At 61.8% G+C, this 20,228-nt stretch carries 9 protein-coding genes and 1 pseudogene; 6 read left to right on the top strand and 4 right to left on the bottom strand.

Translation table 11 applies throughout. From position 1 onward, the window contains the following. Positions 1 to 184 precede the first annotated feature (184 nt). The 6 genes from MKS85_RS28050 to MKS85_RS28025 all read left to right on the top strand — a co-directional run bounded on the left by MKS85_RS28050 (position 185) and on the right by MKS85_RS28025 (position 7,221). Entirely contained in the window at positions 185 to 910 is a 726-nt protein-coding gene (locus MKS85_RS28050) for an RDD family protein (RefSeq protein WP_076383680.1), read from the top strand. Next, the gene (locus MKS85_RS28045; RefSeq protein ID WP_188252018.1) at positions 907 to 1,881 is read left to right on the top strand and encodes a stage II sporulation protein M; all 975 of its coding nucleotides are present in this window, start codon (positions 907 to 909) and stop codon (positions 1,879 to 1,881) included. Before MKS85_RS28050 ends, MKS85_RS28045 begins: the two co-directional genes overlap by 4 nt. Continuing rightward, entirely contained in the window at positions 1,868 to 3,406 is a 1,539-nt protein-coding gene (locus MKS85_RS28040; protein ID WP_188252019.1) for a DUF4129 domain-containing protein, read from the top strand. Before MKS85_RS28045 ends, MKS85_RS28040 begins: the two co-directional genes overlap by 14 nt. Beyond that, positions 3,403 to 4,566, top strand: coding sequence for a DUF4350 domain-containing protein (locus MKS85_RS28035; RefSeq protein ID WP_188252020.1), 1,164 nt, complete (start codon positions 3,403 to 3,405; stop codon positions 4,564 to 4,566). The genes MKS85_RS28040 and MKS85_RS28035 overlap by 4 nt, the downstream gene beginning before the upstream one ends. Further along, positions 4,563 to 5,567, top strand: a complete 1,005-nt coding sequence (locus MKS85_RS28030) for a MoxR family ATPase (RefSeq protein ID WP_047227100.1) — start codon at positions 4,563 to 4,565, stop codon at positions 5,565 to 5,567. The genes MKS85_RS28035 and MKS85_RS28030 overlap by 4 nt, the downstream gene beginning before the upstream one ends. A 322-nt stretch (positions 5,568 to 5,889) precedes the next feature. Further along, a complete protein-coding gene (locus MKS85_RS28025) occupies positions 5,890 to 7,221 on the top strand; it encodes a DUF58 domain-containing protein (protein WP_188252021.1) in 1,332 nt (443 codons plus the stop codon). 16 nt (positions 7,222 to 7,237) lie between these two features. On the opposite strand, the gene MKS85_RS28020 is transcribed toward MKS85_RS28025, so the two are convergent. The 4 genes and pseudogenes from MKS85_RS28020 to MKS85_RS28005 all read right to left on the bottom strand — a co-directional run. Next, a complete protein-coding gene (locus MKS85_RS28020) occupies positions 7,238 to 11,941 on the bottom strand; it encodes a hypothetical protein (protein WP_310663229.1) in 4,704 nt (1,567 codons plus the stop codon). Further along, positions 11,934 to 16,019: a neuraminidase-like domain-containing protein gene (locus MKS85_RS28015; RefSeq protein ID WP_188252477.1), complete on the bottom strand. Its 4,086-nt coding sequence runs from the start codon at positions 16,017 to 16,019 to the stop codon at positions 11,934 to 11,936. Before MKS85_RS28015 ends, MKS85_RS28020 begins: the two co-directional genes overlap by 8 nt. Continuing rightward, entirely contained in the window at positions 16,016 to 19,627 is a 3,612-nt protein-coding gene (locus tag MKS85_RS28010) for a Tc toxin subunit A (RefSeq protein WP_188252478.1), read from the bottom strand. The genes MKS85_RS28015 and MKS85_RS28010 overlap by 4 nt, the downstream gene beginning before the upstream one ends. Before the next feature lie 132 nt (positions 19,628 to 19,759). Beyond that, positions 19,760 to 20,228: pseudogene (locus MKS85_RS28005) on the bottom strand (hypothetical protein); the annotation flags it as partial.

The raw sequence follows: 20,228 nt of genomic DNA, 5'->3' as shown, positions 1-20,228 counted from the left end.
CTGAATGTGCCGTGGTCATCGCGAGCAAGCTCGCTCCCACAGGGGTTCTGCTTTTGTGTTCGGGCCCTGAATCCTGTGGCAAGCCATGAAATGACATACATAGTTATGTCGTTTGCCCGCACGAAGACTGCTAGCATCGGGACCGAGACTGAACGTTCGAACCGGCCCATCACTCAGGTTGACCATGCTCGAGAGACCAGCACTGCAAAGGAACGCGACGCTGCCCCCGCCACTCGATACGCGGTATCAGGTTGAAACGCCCGAAGGCATCGACCTGCCGCTGCGCCCGGCGGGGTTGATGCCTCGTGCGCTGGCCTTTGCCATCGACCTGGGCATACGCGGGCTGGTCCTGGGGCTGGTGTTCATCATCCTGGCGTTTTTTGGTGAGCTGGGCATTGGCCTGGGCTCCATCCTGCTGTTCGTTGTCAGTTGGTGGTACATGGTGCTGTTCGAGGTGCTGAACCAGGGGCGCTCCCCCGGCAAGCAGATCATGGGGTTGCGAGTGGTGCAGGACGACGGCAGGCCTATCGGCTGGTCCGCTTCACTGATCCGCAACCTGCTGCGTTTTGTCGACATGCTGCCCTTCGGCTACACCTTCGGGGCAATCAGTTGCCTGCAACATCCTGCCTTCAAACGCCTGGGAGACCTGGCCGCCGGCACCCTGGTGGTGTATCGCGAGCAACCGGTCAAACGTCCCGCGCTGCCCCTGGCGCAGTCGATACGACCGCCCTTTACCCTGAGCCTGAACGAGCAACGCGCCGTGCTGGGTTTCGCTGAACGCCAGGCTGAACTGTCCCAAGCGCGGGTCAACGAACTGGCGAGCATCCTGGCCGCGCCACTGAACGTCCAGGCCCCCAGAGCCGTGGCCGAACTCAATGGCATCGCCCGTGGCCTGCTGGGGCCGACATGAAACAAAGTCTGTTCGAAAGCCGCCACCAAGGCGAATGGGACCGACTGTCCCGACAACTCGATCAACTGGAGCGCAGCCGTAACGTGCCCCAAAGCAGTGACTTTCCTCCTGCCTACCGCAGGCTTTGTCAGCATCTGGCGCTGGCCCAGGCACGGGGTTACAGCAGCCTGTTGGTCGACACGCTGCAGCAGTTGGCGCTGCGCGGTCACCAGCAACTCTATCGGGATCGCAGCCGGCCATCGACCGGCCTTTCGACTTTCATCCTGGCCGGTTTCCCCCGACTCGTGCGGGAACAATGGCGTTTCGTACTGGCCGCCGGAGCGATGTTCATGGGTAGCCTGATCGGCATCGGGCTGCTGGTCTATCTGTTTCCCGAGCTGGTCTACAGCCTGTTGAGCGTCGAGGAAGTCAGCCAGATACGTGGCATGTACGACCCGGCCAGCGGGCACCTGGGGCGTTCGATCGAGCGGGCCGCCAGCCAAGACTGGGTCATGTTCGGCTACTACATCATGCACAACATCGGCATCGCCTTTCAGACATTCGCCAGTGGCTTGATGTTTGGCCTGGGTAGCGCGTTCTTCCTGTTTTTCAACGGCCTGACCATTGGTGCGGTGGCCGGGCATCTGACCCAGATCGGCTCGGGTGGGACGTTCTGGTCGTTCGTCATCGGCCACGGCGCCTTCGAACTCACCGCCATCACGTTGGCCGGCGCCGCCGGCCTGCAACTGGGCTGGGCGTTGATCGCGCCGGGGCGCCTCACCCGAGGCGAGGCCTTGCGGATCGCCGCCGGCAAAAGTGTGCTGATGGTCGGCGGCGTGATGCTGTTGCTGCTGATTGCCGCGTTCATCGAAGCGTACTGGTCCTCCAGCGCCGTGACAGCCGCGACCAAATACACGGTCGGCGCCTTGTTGTGGCTTCTGGTGATCAGTTATCTGGTGTTTGCCGGACGGACCCGCCATGCGTCTGAGTGATGCCACCGTGGTCATCCGCCCGCGCACCACCTGGGAAGCCATGGACCTGGGCGTGTTGATGAGCCAGCAGCATCGACGTTTGCTGATGACCAGCTGGGCCGTCATCACGCTGCCGGTGTTTGCGCTGTTGTCCCTGCTGCTGTGGGATTCGCCCTCTCTGGCGATGTTCCTGTTCTGGTGGTTGAAACCGGCCTTTGACCGTTTGCCCCTGTACATTTTGTCCAAGTCGCTGTTCGGCGAAACACCGACGCTGAAACAGGCCTTGCGCCAGTGGCCCACACTGCTCAAACCCCAGTTGCTGGCAAGCCTGACCTGGCGACGACTGAGCCTGAGTCGCAGCTTCCTGATGCCCGTGGTGCAACTCGAAGGACTCGACGGCGAGGCGCGTGAACAGCGCTTGCGGGTGCTGCTGCAACGCAACCGTGGCGCCGCGCAATGGCTGACCGTGATCGGCGTCCACCTGGAGATCGCCTTGTGGTTCGGCCTCATGGCCCTGTTCTACCTGCTCGTGCCGCAACAGGTCGAACTGCAATGGAACTGGCAGACGCTGATCGCCGTCGCCGAGCACGACTGGTTGTGGCTCGAACACCTGATCAACTTGTTGTATCCCCTGCTGCTGATCGTCTGGGAGCCGGTGTATGTCGCCTGCGGTTTCAGCCTCTACCTGAACCGGCGCACGATACTCGAAGCCTGGGACATTGAACTGGTGTTCCGACGCCTGCGCCAACGCCTGAGCAGCACCGCCCCCGCGCTGATGCTGCTGGCACTGCTGCTGGTGCCGCTGGCACCGCCGGCCTGGGCCGCCGAAGACAACACCGGCCCCGACAGCCCGCGGCTGCTCAACCAACCTCTTACCAGCGAAGCCTCCAAGGACAGCATCAAGGCGATCCTCCAGGCTCCGCCGTTCAAGAACCCGGAAACGGTCACCCGCTATCGACTGGGTGAAGAAACCGCCGAATCGGCCGAGACCGACGAAGCGCCGGGCTGGCTCAAGGCATGGTTCAAATGGATCAGCGGCCAACGCTTCGACATCGCCGCCGCGCTGATCCAGATCGTACTGTGGGCCTGCCTGGTGGCGGCGATTGCCTGGCTAGCCTGGCGCTACCGGGAAAGGCTCAGGGCCTTGGTGAATCTGCGACCGACAAAACGCCCACCCGCGGCACGAGCGATGCCGGCGCAGATGTTCGGTCTGGATATTCGCGAAGAAAGCCTGCCGGACGACGTGGCCACCAGCGTGGAACAACTATGGGCCGCTGACCCTCGCCAGGCCCTGGGGCTGCTGTATCGGGCCTTGCTCAGCCGGTTGCATCATGACTTTGCGCTTCCCTTGAAGCCGGCCGACACCGAAGGCCAGGTGCTGCAACGCATCGAACAGCTTGAGCATGAACGCCTGCTGACGTTCAGCCAACACCTGACTCAGCACTGGCAAAACATTGCATACGGCCATCGCCCGCCGCCGCCCCATCTGCAACAGCAACTGTGCGATGACTGGCGCGGGTTGTTCGGGCCGGAGGCGTCTCGATGAATCGCCGCGCAGGGTTGTTGGTCGGCGCCGGGGTGGCCGCGCTGTTGTGCGTGTTGGGCATTTACCTGTTCCTGAAGGCCGTGCCCTATCAGGAAACCATCGATCACGGCCCCTCCCCCGAGGCCCAGGCCAATCCCTACCTGGCCGCCGAACATTTCCTGCGCCGGCAGGGCATAAACGTCGAGCACGCCAATAATCTGGACGTCCTGCCCAACCTTGAGCCTGATCAGCGCAGCCTGCTGTTGTTGGGTGAACGCACCCACATGACCCCACGGGAAGTCGATCAGTTGATGAACTGGGCCCAGGCCGGTGGACGATTGCTGTTTGTCGCCGAAGCCTTGTGGGATAACAGTACCGCCAGCAGCGGCGACTTATTGCTGGACCGTGTGCGCCTGCGTCAATTCCTGAGCAAGGACCTCAAGGCGCCGGAGCCCGAACTCATCAAGGATCGCTACCCCAAGCTGACCAAGCTGTACCTGGAGGACGAAGAAGCGCCCGCGTATGTGGGCTTCGACACCGATTTCCACCTCGAAGACCCGCAAAACCTCGCCCAGGCCTGGGCCAACAGCGCGTTGGCGACCCACATGATGCAGCTCAACCACGGCCTGGGCTCAATCACCGTGCTCACCGACGCCGAGCTGTGGAAGAACGACCATATCGACCAATACGACAACGCCTGGCTGCTCTGGTATTTGAGCGCCGACACCCACGTGACGCTGCTGTACGACATCGACCACGACAACTTGCTGGCCCTGTTGTTGCGTTATTTCCCCCAGGCCTTGGTGGCGCTGCTGGCCTTGATCGCCCTCTGGCTCTGGCGTTCGGCGGTGCGTCAGGGCCCGCTGCAACAACCGGCTCCCAAGGCGCGGCGCCAGTTGGAGGAACACGTGCAGGCCAGCGCCGGTTTTCATCTACGACACAATGGCCGTCAGCATCTGCTGCACAGCTTGCAACAGGACGTGCTGCGCCGGGCACGCCATCTGCATCCCGGTTTCGAACAACTGGCCGTGGCCGAACAGTGGCAAGTGCTCGCCCGTCTGACCCGCCAACCCACGCGGGCCATCAGCCAGGCCTTAAGCCCCCGACCGCAACAGCGCATGTCCAGCGCTGAGTTCTGCCGTCAGGTCGCCCATCTGCAAACCCTCAGGAATGCCTTATGACTGAAGAGAACGAACCTGCCGGCGGCCAGACCCACGCCGCCCAACAGCGCCAGCGCGCCAGTCAACTGGCCCAGGCTATTCGCACCGAGCTGCACAAGGCGGTGGTCGGCCAGGCCGCGGTGATCGACGATGTGCTCACGGCCCTGATCGCCGGCGGGCACGTCTTGCTCGAAGGGGTTCCAGGATTGGGCAAGACGCTGCTGGTGCGCGCCCTGGCACGCTGTTTCGGCGGCGAATTCGCGCGCATCCAGTTCACCCCCGACCTGATGCCCAGCGACGTCACCGGGCACGCGGTGTACGACCTGCAAACCGAGCAGTTCAAGCTGCGCAAGGGGCCGGTGTTTACCAACCTGCTGCTGGCCGACGAAATCAACCGCGCCCCGGCCAAGACCCAGGCGGCGCTGCTCGAAGCCATGCAGGAACGCCAGGTCACCCTCGAAGGTCGCGCCTTGCCCATCGCCCAACCGTTCATGGTGCTCGCCACCCAGAACCCGATCGAACAGGAAGGCACCTACCCGCTGCCGGAAGCCGAGCTCGACCGTTTCATGCTCAAAGTGCGCATGGACTATCCCGACGCCGACCAGGAATTGAACATGGTCCGTCAGGTCAGCCGTTCGACCCGGGCCGACATGCTCGATGTACAACCGTTGCGCACGGTGTTGCAGGCCAAGGACGTGCAAGCGCTGCAACGCATCGCCAGTGACCTGCCGATGGACGATCAGGTGCTCGACTACGCCGTGCGCCTGGCCCGCACCACCCGCAGTTGGCCGGGCCTGACCCTGGGCGCCGGGCCGCGTGCCTCGATTGCCCTGGTGCGCTGCGCCCGGGCCCGGGCATTGTTGCGCGGCGGCGAATTCGTGGTGCCGGATGACATCAAGGGCTGCGCCCTGGCCGTGCTGCGCCACCGGGTGCGGCTGGCACCGGAGCTGGACATCGAAGGGCTTTCGGTGGATCAGGTGCTGGGGCAACTGCTCGATCAAGTGCCGGCGCCGCGGTTGTGAGGAGGCGGCCTGTGCCAAGAGCACTTCTTGAGGCAAGACCGCTNGCTTTCGGTGGATCAGGTGCTGGGGCAACTGCTCGATCAAGTGCCGGCGCCGCGGTTGTGAGGAGGCGGCCTGTGCCAAGAGCACTTCTTGAGGCAAGACCGCTTTCTGTGGCGAGGGAGCTTGCTCCCGCTGGGCTGCGAAGCAGCCCCCTGGTTTTGCCTGGCACACCGCAAGGGGACGCTACGCGTCCAGCGGGAGCAAGCTCCCTCGCCACAGGAAACCTCTTGGCGGCAAACTCTTTTACCAAAGCAAATACCTTCTCCAAGGGAACGCCCCCATGAAACCCGCGCGCCTACTGCTGACCTGGCTCGCCATTCTGCTGGCCCTCGGCATCGTGCTGGGCGCGTTGCGGGCGCTGGGCGTTGCGGTTCCATCGATGTTGCTGTCGATCCACTGGGGGTTGCTGCTGGCCCTTCTGGCCCTAGCAATACTTGATGCCGTACGCCTCAAGCACTTGCCCTCGCCCCGGGTGCAACGGCAGATGCCCGGCAGCCTGGCACTGGGTCGCTGGAGCGAAGTGCGGCTACAGATCAGCCATGACTTTGCGCAGCCGCTGAATGTTCAGGTCTTCGATCACGTCCCCGACGGCCTGGACTTCGAAAGCCTCCCCTTGTCGGTCGAGCTGCAACCCGGTCAACATAGCCAGGTTGGCTACCGCCTGCGCCCGCTCAAGCGCGGTCACTTCAGCTTTGAACACTGCGAAATCAGCCTGCCCAGCCCATTGGGCCTGTGGGCCGGCAAACGTCTGCTGGACGCCCTCGACCACACCCGCGTCTACCCGGATTTCGCCAGACTCTACGACGGTCAACTGCTGGCGGTGGACAACTGGCTCAGCCAATTGGGTATCCGCCAGCGCCAACGGCGCGGCCAGGGGCAGGAGTTTCATCAACTGCGCGAATTTCGCGAAGGCGACAGCCTGCGCCAGATCGACTGGAAGGCCACTGCCCGCCATCGCACACCGATTGCCCGGGAGTACGAAGACGAGCGCGACCAGCAGATCATCTTCATGCTCGATTGCGGCCGGCGCATGCGCAGCCAGGACGGCGAGCTGGCGCACTTCGACCACGCCCTCAACGCCTGCCTGCTGCTCAGCTACACCGCGCTGCGCCAGGGTGACGCCGTGGGCCTGATCACCTTCGCCAGCGAACAGCCACGCTACCTCGCACCGGTCAAAGGCACCGGCCAACTCAACGTGTTGCTCAACACCGTGTACGACCTGGACAGCAGCCAACGCCCGGCCGACTACCAGGCCGCCGTCACCCAACTGCTGACCCGGCAAAAGCGCCGAGCCCTGGTGGTGCTGGTGACCAATCTTCGGGATGAGGACGACGAAGAACTGCTCACCGCCGTCAAACGGCTCGGCCAGCAGCATCGGGTGTTGGTGGCGAGCCTGCGGGAAGAGGCCCTCGACCGCTTACGCCAGACGCCGGTGCAAACGTTGCCCGAAGCCCTGACCTATTGCGGGACAGTGGATTATTTGAACGCCCGGGCCGAATTGCATGAGCGCTTGAGTGCCCATGGGGTGGCGGTGCTGCAAGCCCGGCCCGGGGAGTTGGGGGCCGAGCTGGTGACGTTGTATCTGGGGTGGAAGAAGGCGGGGAATTTGTAGAACCTCAGAAGCGTTGTCAGACCGTACTTCCGTCGTAACGGTTACGGATCGACAAATGAAAATTATCGTCTCCAAATTCGCCTATTGAAGCCTCACCGCGTTCATCGGTGCGAATGCCGTAAGGCCCTCCGTTGACGAGTACCTCAAGCCCGGCGGCGACTTTATTCGAATACCGAGAACGGGCACGAATGCTCTTTATACGATCAGGTGGCGGACTCGTCGTTGAGCTGTCCGTATTCAGTCTCGTCGTCCAACGTTCAACCTTTACCAGGTTATTGCCCAATGACATGGCCAATACCTCAGTCGTCTCCCCCGACTCCACGGCTTCCATGTGCAAGGAGAAGTCCGCATCCTGGGTCGTATTCAAGAAATTCAACTGCCACGTCACGCCCTCCGGGCCCAGCAACTGGGGAGTGTGCAATGGGGGGGTGATCACCACACCGAGATCTGCGGCGGGCTCCCCGCTCCATACCAGTTTTACATTTTTATTCAGAAACTGGCTGGAGGAGTGCGGTCGCACGGTAAAGGTGTGCCTTGCGCCATGGCAGGGATAGGCACTGCCTCCAAAAGTCACTGGAATTTCGTCAAACGTGTTCTCAAACTCCGGCTGACTTATTTGCCCCGGCAAGGGCGGAGACTTCGGCATCCCGCTCATCAGCGGCATATCGAATTGCAGTACAAACGGGTCAATCTGGGTCTCCTGGGTGGAGATAGACCAACTCAACGCAGTACTCCCCGCCTCCATCGCCACCAGCTGTCCCAACGGCGGATCGAATACCAAACCCTGTGCTTCTTCGCCCGGCTTATATTCCAGAAGGACTTGCGCATCCGGATCGCCGATCAACCAGCTGTACTCATAATCCAGCGTCAGCGTGCAAACCTCTCCGGGGACCAGATTCAGTTCCACGTCAGGCCACCTTACGGGTTGGCCATTGATGTAGGGGTTGAATTCCTGAAGCCAGGTCATGTCATTGGGCAGCAGCTCAAAGGTCAGACCTGCCACCTCCCATCCCGCATAGCCCCCCGTGACAATGGCGTATAGCCCCCCCTTCCGCACGCCAGGCAACCTGAACTGCACCGGGGCTTGCCCGTCGGCATTTGTCCGGGTCGGCGCAATCGTGATGTGGGGGTACTCCCACCGCACCTCGACGTCTTCCAAGGGCTCGCCGGTCATGGCCGACACCACGGTAACGAGCGCTGAAACCAGCTCGCCGATATGACCATTGGCTTGGTCGCTGGTGAGCGACTGGATTTCCCGGGGCTCGTGCAAGAAGTACGACAGCGCCACCGATGCCGCGTACGGCCCTTCCCCCACCGTCGCAGTCAACTGTGCCGCGCCGGGCGTGGTGGGCACATAACGCACGCGCGCCACCCCGTAATAATCGGTCACGGTGGTCACTTCCCCCAGGTCATCACCGCGCCAGGTCACGATCACCCCGGCAATAGGCCTGCCACTGATGGAGGAGATCACGGTGACCTGTTCGACCAGTTCCTGCTCCCACTCCAGTATTTGCTGAACCCCGCTGTCCCAGCGGATCTCCAGCACTTGCTCGCCCTCGCCCAACGACATCGCGTTCGCCGGGGACAGGTTGGCCAGACGCTGGGACGCCAGGCGCAAGGCAAAGCTGCCGTCCTTCAGATCGCCGGCCTTGAGCGTGAAACGCAAGCCCTCGCTGGGAAACTCGCGAGGCATTCCCAAGGGGTCAGGTAAAAAGCTGATGCCCAGTTCGGTGGGCCCGGTTCCGGTCATGCCAAGCGTCAGCTCACGCTCGAACAAAGGGCTGTTCTCGGAGGCCATCAGCTCAAAAACATGTTCGCCCTTGCGGCGCGGAAAGTAGGTTTTTTCACCCCAGGGTCGCGCGGGCGCGCCATCAAACCGGACCGTCAGCCCCGCCCACGGATCGCTTGCCAGCGCCATGACCTCAAAGTTGCGCTCCTCTTCGTAGCCGTCGTAACGACTGCTGACCGAGGCCTTCACCGCCTGGGTGCCGGCGGCGGCCGGCGCCACGGCAAAACCCGACCAACCATCGGCGTCGGTGGGTTGCGCGCTTGAACTGCCCGCTGTCCAAGTCACCGGCACCTGATCCACGGCACGCCCGGTGAAGTGGGAAACCACCTGGACCCACAGCCACGCAGGATCCTGCCCGACCACTGGGTCGACCGGCGATTCGCGCCAGCTCTGGATCCTGACTTTGTTATGCGCCAGCGTCATCGGCTTGGCCGTGGCGACGAAGTCCAGCGCAGGCACTGCCCACGCCAGGGCAAACTCGCCCGGTTGTTCACTGGCGGTAAAGTCCAGCGTCCAGATCGCGCCGCCGTCGTTGATCGGTTGCGCAAGATTCAACGCAGGGCGAATCGTTGCCCCCAGTTCCTCGGCGGGTGTCCCCGACCACGCCAGCGTTGATTCCAACCCCACCAGCGGGCTCAGCGCATTGGGTAAAACGCTAAAACGATGAAGCGCGCCCAGACACGGATAAAGCGCCTGGGCGTCCAGTGCGGCGGTTACCTGGTCGAGTCTCAGGCTGACTTCTTCCGTCAGATTCTCGGACATCAATCGCCCCGTCAGCTCGCGGACGACTGAAACGCTCTCCAGGCGCAACTCCAGCTCAAACAGGCTGCTGGTGCTGCTATTGACCTGTGAGGCGAGCGTCCATTGCGCACCGGCTGCCACCAACTGCTTGGGCGTTCCAAGATCACTGGGCACCAGCCCGATATCCGGCGCCGTCCCGCGCCAATGCAGACTGATGTTCTTACCGATCCACGAACTGCCGGAATTGGGCAGCACTTTGAGTGTGTGCGTCTGCCCGCGCCAGCAGAGCACACCGAGCGCATTGCGCTCGACCACCTCGCCATCGAGCAGAATACTGACCTCGTTTTTCCAGGGGCTGGTGGCAATCGCCTTCACCTCAAACGGGCGCTCCACCGCCACGGCCTCGCCATGGGCCTTGATGCTGGCGATGACCACTTTGTCCCCCGCACTCTGCGGCGTGTACAACACACTGGCCCAACCGCCGATGCCGGTGGTAACGGTGGATAGCGTCTCGCCCCCGGTTTTCCATTCGACCTGGGCATTGATGACCGGATCGCCGTCGCCGCTGGCCACGAAGTGCACCACCTGCACCCGCAACAGCACGCTTTCGTTTTCGTCCACCACGGGAAACTTGTTGGCCTCTCGGACTTCACCCACCCGAACCAGATTGCGCGCCAGCGACATGTTTTTTTTCGGTGAAGGCAGCAACAGTTTCGAACAGGTCAGTTGCAGGTCGAACCGACCGTCAGACCGATCTTCGCTGGTCAAGGTCCAGGCCAGTTCGGCGCCGGTGACCGGCACCGGAGCTTCAAGGGCCGGGCTGACGGCCACCCCCAGTTGCTCGTGGGAATCACCACTCCAATGCAACGACAGCTGCGTCCCCTGCAAGGGGCTGGCGGCGGGCAGTTTCACGTCGAGGGGATACTCCGAGCCGCGGTTGGGGTAACCGGTTTTTTCCTCCCAACGCGACTCAACCCCCTCGACCACCGTCAGCACATCCTTCCACGGATCCGTGGCCAGCACCCGCACTGTCAGGGTTTGAGTCAACGTGCCAGAGGCGTAGTACAGGCTCTCGACCGACGCCTGGATCTCGACATCACCGGCCTGCGTCGGTTGAAAATCGAAGTAGGCCCAGCCGTCAGTTCGGCTGACGGCAACGCCGGTGACCTGCCCGGTCGTGGAGGTCCAGTTCACGGTGCGGTCGCTCAAGGGTTGCCCGGTGTAATAGGAAGTGACCTGCACCCCCAAGCGCACACTTTGGTCGTATTCAAGCACCGGGTAATACGCCGCCTCGAGCACGCCACGAAAGGCCAGCCGATGATGCCCCAGGGACACCTGCACCGGATAAGCATCGGCGGCGTACTGGTTAACCAGGTCCATCGAAAACAGATAGGGACCGTCTTCACCGATCGCCGGGCAGTCCAGGGCCCAGGCCGAATCCAACGGGTGATCCACACCCCAGGCCGGGGTCGCGAGCACCGCGCCCTGGGGGTTGTCATCGCTGGTCAACGCGGCTTGGGTGCCGGCCCATGCATTGTCCGGATCGGGCCTGAATTCAAGCTGATGAGCCAAGTCACCCGAGGCCCCCAGGCACACGTACAAAGGCCCGGTTGCCGGCAGTGTTTGCTCGTCAAGCTTGAACGCTTGCATCAGCACTGGCTCAAGGTACACCTGGAGGTTGATGCGCGTGATGCGGATCTCCGAGAGGACGTCACCGGGAATGTTTCGCGGGCTTTGAATACTCAGCGTGAGGGTGTCTTGAGCGTTGAACGGCAGGTCCAACGGTACGTTGTAGGCAATAGGTCTATACGCCCGCGGCTGCCCCTCCCTCAGCCGTGCCTGATCTTCCTCCACATCCCGGGCTGGCCCCGGCGGCAACGGAATTTCCTGCTCCTGCGGCTGTTTATCGCTGCTGATCACCAGCCTGCCCGTTTCGGTATGGTACGTCTCGCACAGGAACGTGAGGACGTAGCGAGCTTGAGCGCCTGGATCCTTGGGCGCCGTCAGCGCCTGACTGACCGACGCACCATTACCGGCGGTCAGAAAACGAAGGTACTGGCCCTCCTCCTCATACCAATCCCTAGCAGTACCCCAGTCACCCGTCGGTCCCGGTATCCAGTAATCAATCCACTCTTCGAAGTCGCCATTGAGCACCAGATTTTCATTGGCCAGGACAATCGGCTTATTCATGGCGAGCTGCTCCTTCGACGGTTGAGGAGGGGGGAGTCGTGCTGATCTGATCTTCGACGGCTCGCACGAACGGTGGCTCGCCGGCCCTGGCCATGTAACGGATGCGCACGATGATGTCCGTCAACGACAGCAGTGTGCTCTTCTGCGGCTCCTTGTCCGCCCTTGGAAAACTCAACAGCCAGCGCGAGACCACCCCGGTGTTTTCGAAGGGGTTGAGCATGCTGTCATCGGGTTTCATCGCCACCATGCCGTGGTCGCCAAGCCCCATCGACAAGGCGATCTGCTGACCGCTGCGCAGGTTGATCTGCACATCGGAAGGCGCCACTTTTCCCACGGGATCATGCAAGTACATCACCGCCGGAAGGGATGCCTTGGTGGCCGTCATGCTGCTGATCTGCAGCAAGGTGGCACGCACATGTTCATAGGGCCCGATCAGCACAGGCAGGTCGACCTCGACCGAGCTGATTTGCCGGCAGTAATGCCCCGGGTGGTCGCGGTCGAACAGCAATTGAGAGAGTTTGAACTCCAGCGTTCCCTTGGTGCGCAACTGATCCAGGGCGCTCGCCCAACTGCTGTTGGGGGCCTGCGGGTCGCTCGCATCATCGAACAACTGGCGCAAGGAAATGGTCTTGACCAGCTCCAACCGCCGTTCAAAGCGTTGCAGGTACTCGCGCTCCATGCGCATCAAATGCCCGCGCAGGTGTTCGCCTGCCGTCAGACCGTGACGGTTGTCCAGCCAGACCTGGGGCAAGGGGATCTGCGAATCATAGTCACCGGTTTCGGCACTCAGCGAGGCCTGGGCGCTGAGGCACAGACTGACGACCGCATCGTAGGCCTGGTAATGCAACGCCTTGAACTGACCCAGCAGCCAGCCATACAACTCGGCATTGGACGCGCGCTTTTTGATGAAGTTGTACACCGTCAAGGCCTGATTGTTGGCCAGCAGGGTTTGATCCAGCGTGGTTTGAGCGGCGCTCACCGCGTGGGTCTGGGCGGTGATTTGCGCATCGAGCGCACGCACCTCCGCCTGCGCCTGATTACGTTGCAGTAGCCATTCTTCACGGCGACGCCGGTAACTTTCGGTGGTGGCTTGTTTGTCCGCATCAACTTGCAGCCCTAATGACGCAATATCCAAGCCGTAACACACCGCGTCGGCGATTTTTTCCAGGCGATGCCCACCGTTGGCCAAGCCATAAATATTGGCGATTGCGGCAATCGCAGCCCCCGTGGATTTGATGCTTGTCGAGGCAAATCCCAACGTCTTCGAGAGCTGCAGACTCTCCATGACCTCGTATTCAACCTTCGACACGTTTTCGTTATAGAGACGCTCATAAGCGGTTGCCCGCTCCTGTGCCACCGCCCGGCTTTGCTGAAGCGCGGTCCTGCTCGCCTGGAGCTGAGTGATGTTCTGTTCCTGCACCGTCTGGGCGTAGCTGCCCAGTTCCACCAGATGGTTTTGTTGCAGTTCCTGCTGCTCGGCCTGGTCCCGTTGTTCAAGCAGACGCAGCACCTGGGCGCCGTGATCCTGGAGCGCCTGCACGGCGCGCAATGCCACCTCGAACGTCGTGCGCCAGCGGAAAGCCCCCACCACCAACCGACCGCCCATGGGCCTTGGCGCACCGACACCACCGGCCGCCAGGTCGCGCAACAACGCGTTGGGATCGGTGGGTGGGCTGAACAGCGGTGTGTCCAGTGGCTTGCCGTCCAGGGTGAGGTTGTTGCGCAGGTTATGCAGGCGCTGGCCGGGCAAGTCGTACAGCGCGAGCAACTGCTCATTGATCGGAGCCTTGAAAGGCTCGTTGGCCAACAGCCCCAGCAGCGGCGGCGCTTCGGCGGCTGTGGGGAAGTCCGCGAGGCTGAACGCCAGGCTTTGCTCGAACTGCTCAAGCGCCGGCCGCGACCTGCTTTTGTTCATCAAGCTGTCCACCGTATCGGTTTCCCAGCGGTTGACCGTGCGCACCGCCGGTGCTTTGCCCATCAGAAATTCGGCCTGCACGTAACACAGCTTGGCCGCCACCAGGCTGTCACGGGTGAGCTGGCGGTAATACCAGTCGCCCCAGGCCAGCAAGTTCTTGACGTACTCCGAGAACACCAGAATCTGAAAGTGCCGGGGCGCCGAATAGCCGATGGCGTCAGGGTCGGTGGGCGCCTGGGTTTCACAGCCCAGGTTGCCGTCGCTGCTCAGGGGGCGGCAGCGCCAATACTTCGGTTTTGGATTCGGGTACTGAGGGTCGTTGGCCGGGTCGGCCGGCGCTTGCGGGTCGAACAGGTAATGCAACCATTTCTGCGCTTCCAGGAAGCGGTCCTCGGTGCGCAAACGTGTGGCCACAAGATGCGGCAGGTGGAAAAACAGCTCCCAGAAAAACAGACCGTTAGCGCCGTCGAAGGCTCCGTTCGGCTCGCTGATCGTTTGGCTTTCCGGGGGCGGCTCCGGCAGAAACTGCGTGTCCCAATCCAGCACCGCCTCGACGGAGATATTCGAGCGCTGCACCAGCTCGGGGCCGAACAGCGAATTCAGGCGGGCGTACTTAAGGGTCAGCTCGGGTTGGTTGAGGGAGAGAAACTGCGCTGCATCGAGGCTGTTCTTGAGCAGTGAGACAGGGGCAAACTTCGTGACGTTGATGATGGTCAGTTCGAATTTATTTCGGCCATATCCACCCGTGGTTGCGGTATGCCCGAACGAAAACGTTGTCGGCTCCGGCCATGAGCCACTCTCACGCTGAAACTCCTGCCATTCGGTACTCCAGCCACCGGCCAAGGGAAAACTTCCCGAAATGGGTGGAGGGTCGCCGGCCGAATTTTGCAACGTTAGGTCAAAGGTGGCCTCTCCGGTCAATCCCGTTGGCCTGCAATAGCCCTGCACAAACAGCTTGTCCATGTCGGTGCTGGCGTCGCGAAACACCACCGCCTGCAGGCTCAGGTACGGTGTCAAACTGCCCGTCCTCTCCACGGAGGTGACCATGGTCGGCTGATTCATCAGCGGATGTTGCACCGTCTCAGCCGTGACAAATCGCTTGAGCGCCGCGTGTTCCAGCCAGCCGCCATCGTCCCAGGGCACGGGGCGGAACAACACGTCACGCACCGCAAACACCTTGAGGGAGTCCTCAGCGCTGGTCAAAAAAACGCCCAGCTTGCCCTTGGGGTTGTAGGGGTCGGCCCACACCGTCGCAATCAACCGGGCGCCTTGGGAAAGGTCGTCGTCATGCACGCTGCTGTGCAGGCTCAGCGGCGCCGACCATCGGCCATTCTGGGCCATGAACGCCACTTTGATGTCCAGCCGGTGAGGCAGGCTTACGTCGTCCTCGTCCACGCTTTCGACCTTGTACTGCCATTCGGCCCACACCAGGCAGAGCCTTCCGCTCCAGAACACCGGGCGGATATCCAGTATCGTCACGCCCGTGGGCGTGTCCACCGGCAGCCATTCACTCCAGGCCGCCGGGTTGATGGCCGGGCAAGTGGGAGAGAGCTCGACCTCGGCCTTGCGCCAGAAGTATTGGTAAGGCGGCACCCGCTGGCGACCGACAAAGTAGTAGTCGGCCCGGGCCGGCGAGACGCTGTCCATATAGCTGCTGAGCACGTCCAGGTTGCAGGTTTGCTCGAAGGTTTGCAGGTACTCCTGCAAGGCAACCTGCACCGAATCGCTGTTCAAGTGTGCCTGGTTGAGGTTGTTTTCAAGGGTCTTGAACAAGCTGGTCTTGCGCTGCCGCACGAAGGGGTTGATGAAGTTTTCCGGGTACAGCGCGATCATTTGCAGCGCCGACCAATCCGGGTAGTTGTTGTAGAGCTCCCAGGTGGCCAGGTCCCGCTTGTCGAACTCGGTGTCGGCATAGCCGGGTTCCAGTTTGCGGTAGGCGGCGTGGATGAACTGCTGGGCGCAACTGGTCGCTTCGGCGACCCAGGAGCTTTGCACCGGGTAACTGTCCAGGGGATCCAGGCGCAGCAGTTCGAACAGGTCCGCCGGCGTCCGCAGGAAGTTGTACGGAGGATTCTGACCACTTTTTTCAACGTGCCCGAGGCTGTATTCGATCAGAGCGGTCCGGCGTTTTTCGAGCAAGTCACTCAACGTGTTCAGAGTCATGGTACTTGCTCCTCGCTTTCAAAGGTGATGGTCGGGAAATCAGCTGTCTTACCACCGTCAGGAGCAACGGTGATCAGGAACCTCCCACCGGTAGGGCTGGAAACAAATGTTCGGGCCAGCCCCTCTTGATTGGTGTAGCTCTGATCCGGCCGATAAACCACCGTGCCTCCCCCGCCGCCCATAGCTACGGTTAACCAGCGCGTCGGATGGTTTTTCGCAAGGTTTCCATGAATGTCCTGGATGACGGCGTAGAGTTCGACTTCCTGACCGAGGGGTACCGTTTCCAAAGGCACCGGTGACATGTACTGCCTTGGGATGGCTATATGCAGCTTATCGAAAATGACCTGGACGGTAGGGGCATACTCGCGCTCAAACAGATCGAGCCAGAATTGCGGCGTATCCCACCCCGTCACCTTGCCCGGCCTGTACTCGGCCTCAACCACTCCGTTGGTTTCCGTGGCCTTGGTTTCAATGGTTCCCAATTCGGCGCTCCAGTAAACGTTGACGCCGCTCAACGGGTTCCCGTCGCTGTCCATAAGGGTGACGATAAAGGTGATTTTTTCATCAGGCGCAGCCACCACCACGGTGTTATCCGGGACACACGTCACGGTAACGAGCTGCTTCAGATCCCCGGTGAAGGTCACCAACGGCCTATCGGATTCGGACAGGCTCAGCAAGGCATGTTCGGCGGCGGCCTTGTAGGCAGGTTTGTTGATCTCTTCTGGCAGCCCGCCCATCAGGAAAATCGTCAAGGCATCCATGCTGGTGCGCGCCGCCAGCACCCGGACCCGCATCAACAGATCGAGCTGGGGCAGGTTTTTCAGGATTTTTTGCGCAGATTCCAAGCGGCTGACGCACTCGCGCACCTCCTGCACACTCCAGTCAAAAAAACCGGCCAGCCGGATGGACGCCGCTTGTTCGGCCAGACGCAGTGCATGCCCCCCTATCGGAGAAGGCAGCGCATTGACCTCGCGCAGGTAGTCGAGCAGCGTCTGCGCCGGCTGGTCGCTCAGCTCGAACGCACGGTTGAGGGTGGTCAGGTAATAAAGCGTGCGCACCGTGAACGCGTGCTTGTCGTCCTGGTCCAGCCAGGCTTTATGGCCGTAATCCAGATAGTCGCGCAACACCTCGGCGCTCAGCTCAAGTTTCGCCACCACCGCACTGCGACGGCGCACATCGGCCAGCAGCGCAAGCAATGGGTCAGCCAAGGCGTTGCGTCGCTTCACCGAGCCTTCAAGATGCGAAAGGTCACGTTCGAGCACCAGGCGCAGCAACCGGCTCACCGTTGAATTGGCCCACGCCAGCACCTCGAGCGCTTGCTCGGAACCGATACCCGTGTAAACCGCCAGGCATTCCTTGACCACCGACACCTGGGCGTCCCTGGCCTCCAACACCACGGCGAGCAGCCTCTCAACGATGGCGGGGCGCTCCAGTTCATATTGTTCACCAAGGCCGATGGTCACGGCGTAATCAAGCTGTCTTCGCGCAAAGTCCAGGTATTGAGCCTCGGTTCCCGTGCGCGACATCACCAGCCCATCGGACTCGACCAATGTCGTTTGCATCCCCAGCAGCTCCAGCCAACTGGCGCCCGCCATCGCCGGCACACCGCCCATCAGGATCGCCGAGTGGGTAAGCAGTGCGCCGGGCAACAGATTGAGCAACTGCTCAAAAAGCCGACCCTCAGCGTCCCGGGAAGCGTCCAGCACAGAAGGCGGCGAGACCTGCTGCACCATCCAAAGCACCGGCAGGTCGTGATCGGCACACCAGTCCACACACAATTGCATGGCCTGGATGAGGTTCAGCACATCCGGGCTATCGCTTGTGGTGGAGTTGATCCGGGGCACACCCGCCAAACCGTTGAGCCAAAGCTCCCCACCCAACACCGTCAGCAACAACACGCCTTCGACCGGGGTAATGCCCAACAGCCGGGGCAGCTTCACCATGCGGTAGAAACTGGACACGATCGCCAGGTTACGCGGCAGACTGTCGCCGTCGATGCCATGGGCATTGGCAATCGCCAGGGCCAGGTAGTTGTAGGTCTGCAGGTCGATGCCCAACGCGCTGCACAATTGGCTGACGGTCAAGTCGGGCACCTCGGGTGCCGGCACGATCGGAAACGTTCCGCCGTCGAGCTTCAAGGGGTCACGGTAATCGCCCTGGCCATTGAAGAGCTGATCGAATTGGGACAGTGCTTCACCGCGACCGTAAATCGACAACTCGTCGATAAACACGGCAAAGTCGTTCACCGGGCATTCACAGCGCTCGCGCAAGGACTGAAACAGCCCGAGGGCATGCACGACCTGTTCGGTGATCCACCAATTATCGGCCGGCGCACCACCGCGCACTTCAGCCTTGATGGCCGCCACCAGCAGCGCATCCACCTGTTCGCTGGGCAGTGCCAGCCATTGATCCAGGCGCAACTTGCGATTCATCCGGTCGAAACGCGCAAGCCCCACGGCGTCGCCTGGGCTCACGGAGAGTTCATGACTAAACGAATCGCCCTCTTCGCTACCGGTAATATGGACAGCGGGGTGGGTATTGGCATTTAGATAAACCGAACCGGAGCGCCCGCTTTCCGGTTCTTCAGGCACCGTTTGCGACGGGTAGGTCACATTGGCCGAACGCGCAGGCGCAAAGCCCCGTACTGACAACAACGCCTCAAGCCCCAGGGTGTCGAGCTTGGTTCGCTCACCGAAGAAAGGCACCTGATCAAGGTCTTCCCACACCCCCTCCCCAGCCCCGAAGTTCTCCAAATAAAAAGCTGTGCGGTTCGCGCTGGCAACGGGCGGTTCGGTGAGCAACCGCCGCTGATAAGGCCCCAGCCGCGACGCATGGGCCAGAGCCGGGCCCACATCGCTGTACCAGGCCTGGGTCTGGAAAAAATACGGAAAGGACGGGCTCACGCTTTGGGCAAAACTGCCCACCGACAGGCCATGGTGGCGGGCAACGGTGTCCACCGTGACCCAATGCTGGAAGTACGGCAGCCCGTTGGGATAACGCGCCTCGATCATGGCCTGTTCCAGTTCCTCTGGAAGCAGACCGATAAACTTTTCCAGCACCGGGACGATGATGTCCACCGACGACACCGATTGATGCACTGCGTTGAAATCGATGCTCAGCGGCTTCAGGTCTTTGCGCCGGTCATGCAAGGGCAACTTGCTTGTGTCGCTTGAAACCGCTTCGATGCGTTGCTCGATCCACCGCATCAACTCAATCAAATACGCCACGGGTGATGCGAAAGACTCCAGGGCCTGGGGTGGGCACAAGCTGTCGAACTGAGGATTGAACAAGAGCTCGAAACTGGGGCCTTGAACCATCGACAGTAAACCACTGCTTGCCCGCCGCTGCTCTTTTGCCGAACCGTACAGGGTGTGCTCGATGAACTGACGCCGCAGGTAAATGGCCATGCTGTTGAGGCGCCGTAACAGCTGACGAGCGTCATCGGCGCTCACGCCAAAGTCCCTCACCAATCCCTGCACGCCCTTTTCCACCAGCGTAAAGATCGAACCGCCCTCTTCGAGGTACGTGTGCAGCGTTGCGTAGTGGGTGAGTTGTTGGTCACTGAACACCTGATTCAGCAGCTGTAAAGCGGGGCGGGAGTCAGCCATGGACGAGTCCTCGAATTCGATAACGGCCCGGAGCGGCCCGACGAAGCCGTCAGGCCGAGCGTTTGCTTAACGTGATTTGGCGCTTGCGAGCCCAAGCCGTCTACTGTCAGAACCGACAGGTTTCATGACCGTTTATCGGGAGTTCGATGCTTGGGTCGGGCTGCTGGGCGGCCGGACTTCGAAGCGCTCGCTCTCAACCCAATCGGAAGTCGTCGCGCCATCCGCCGTGTCGGTGATGGTCTGCCTGAACCGGCACCAGTTGCCGCCAGCGGACAGCGATTGCGACGCCCCGCCCTGCCAACCACCCGCTTCGACGTTGAGATCCGAAGCCCAGACTTGATCCGGATTGAACCAGCTCACCACTTGCCCAACACCCGGTCTTCCCTCGCCTTCGAAGCGAACCGGGTTGTCGACCCAACCTCCGACCACGGGCACGTCGATGGAAGGCTGATAGGTGCCCAGCACCACCGACCGCGCCGGCGAATCGGCGGAATCAAACCCCTCGCTCGACGCCACGGCCATCAGGCCGTAGAGGCCGCCGGGTTGATCGAACTCCACCCTCACCGACCAGGTGCGATCCTCCAGCACCGGGCTACTGCCC

The sequence above is a fragment of the Pseudomonas sp. JL2 genome (assembly GCF_031570495.1).
Lineage (GTDB): Bacteria > Pseudomonadota > Gammaproteobacteria > Pseudomonadales > Pseudomonadaceae > Aquipseudomonas > Aquipseudomonas rhizophila.
Note: the sequence above shows the minus strand (reverse complement) of the source record. Positions and strands in the feature narration are given on the sequence as shown.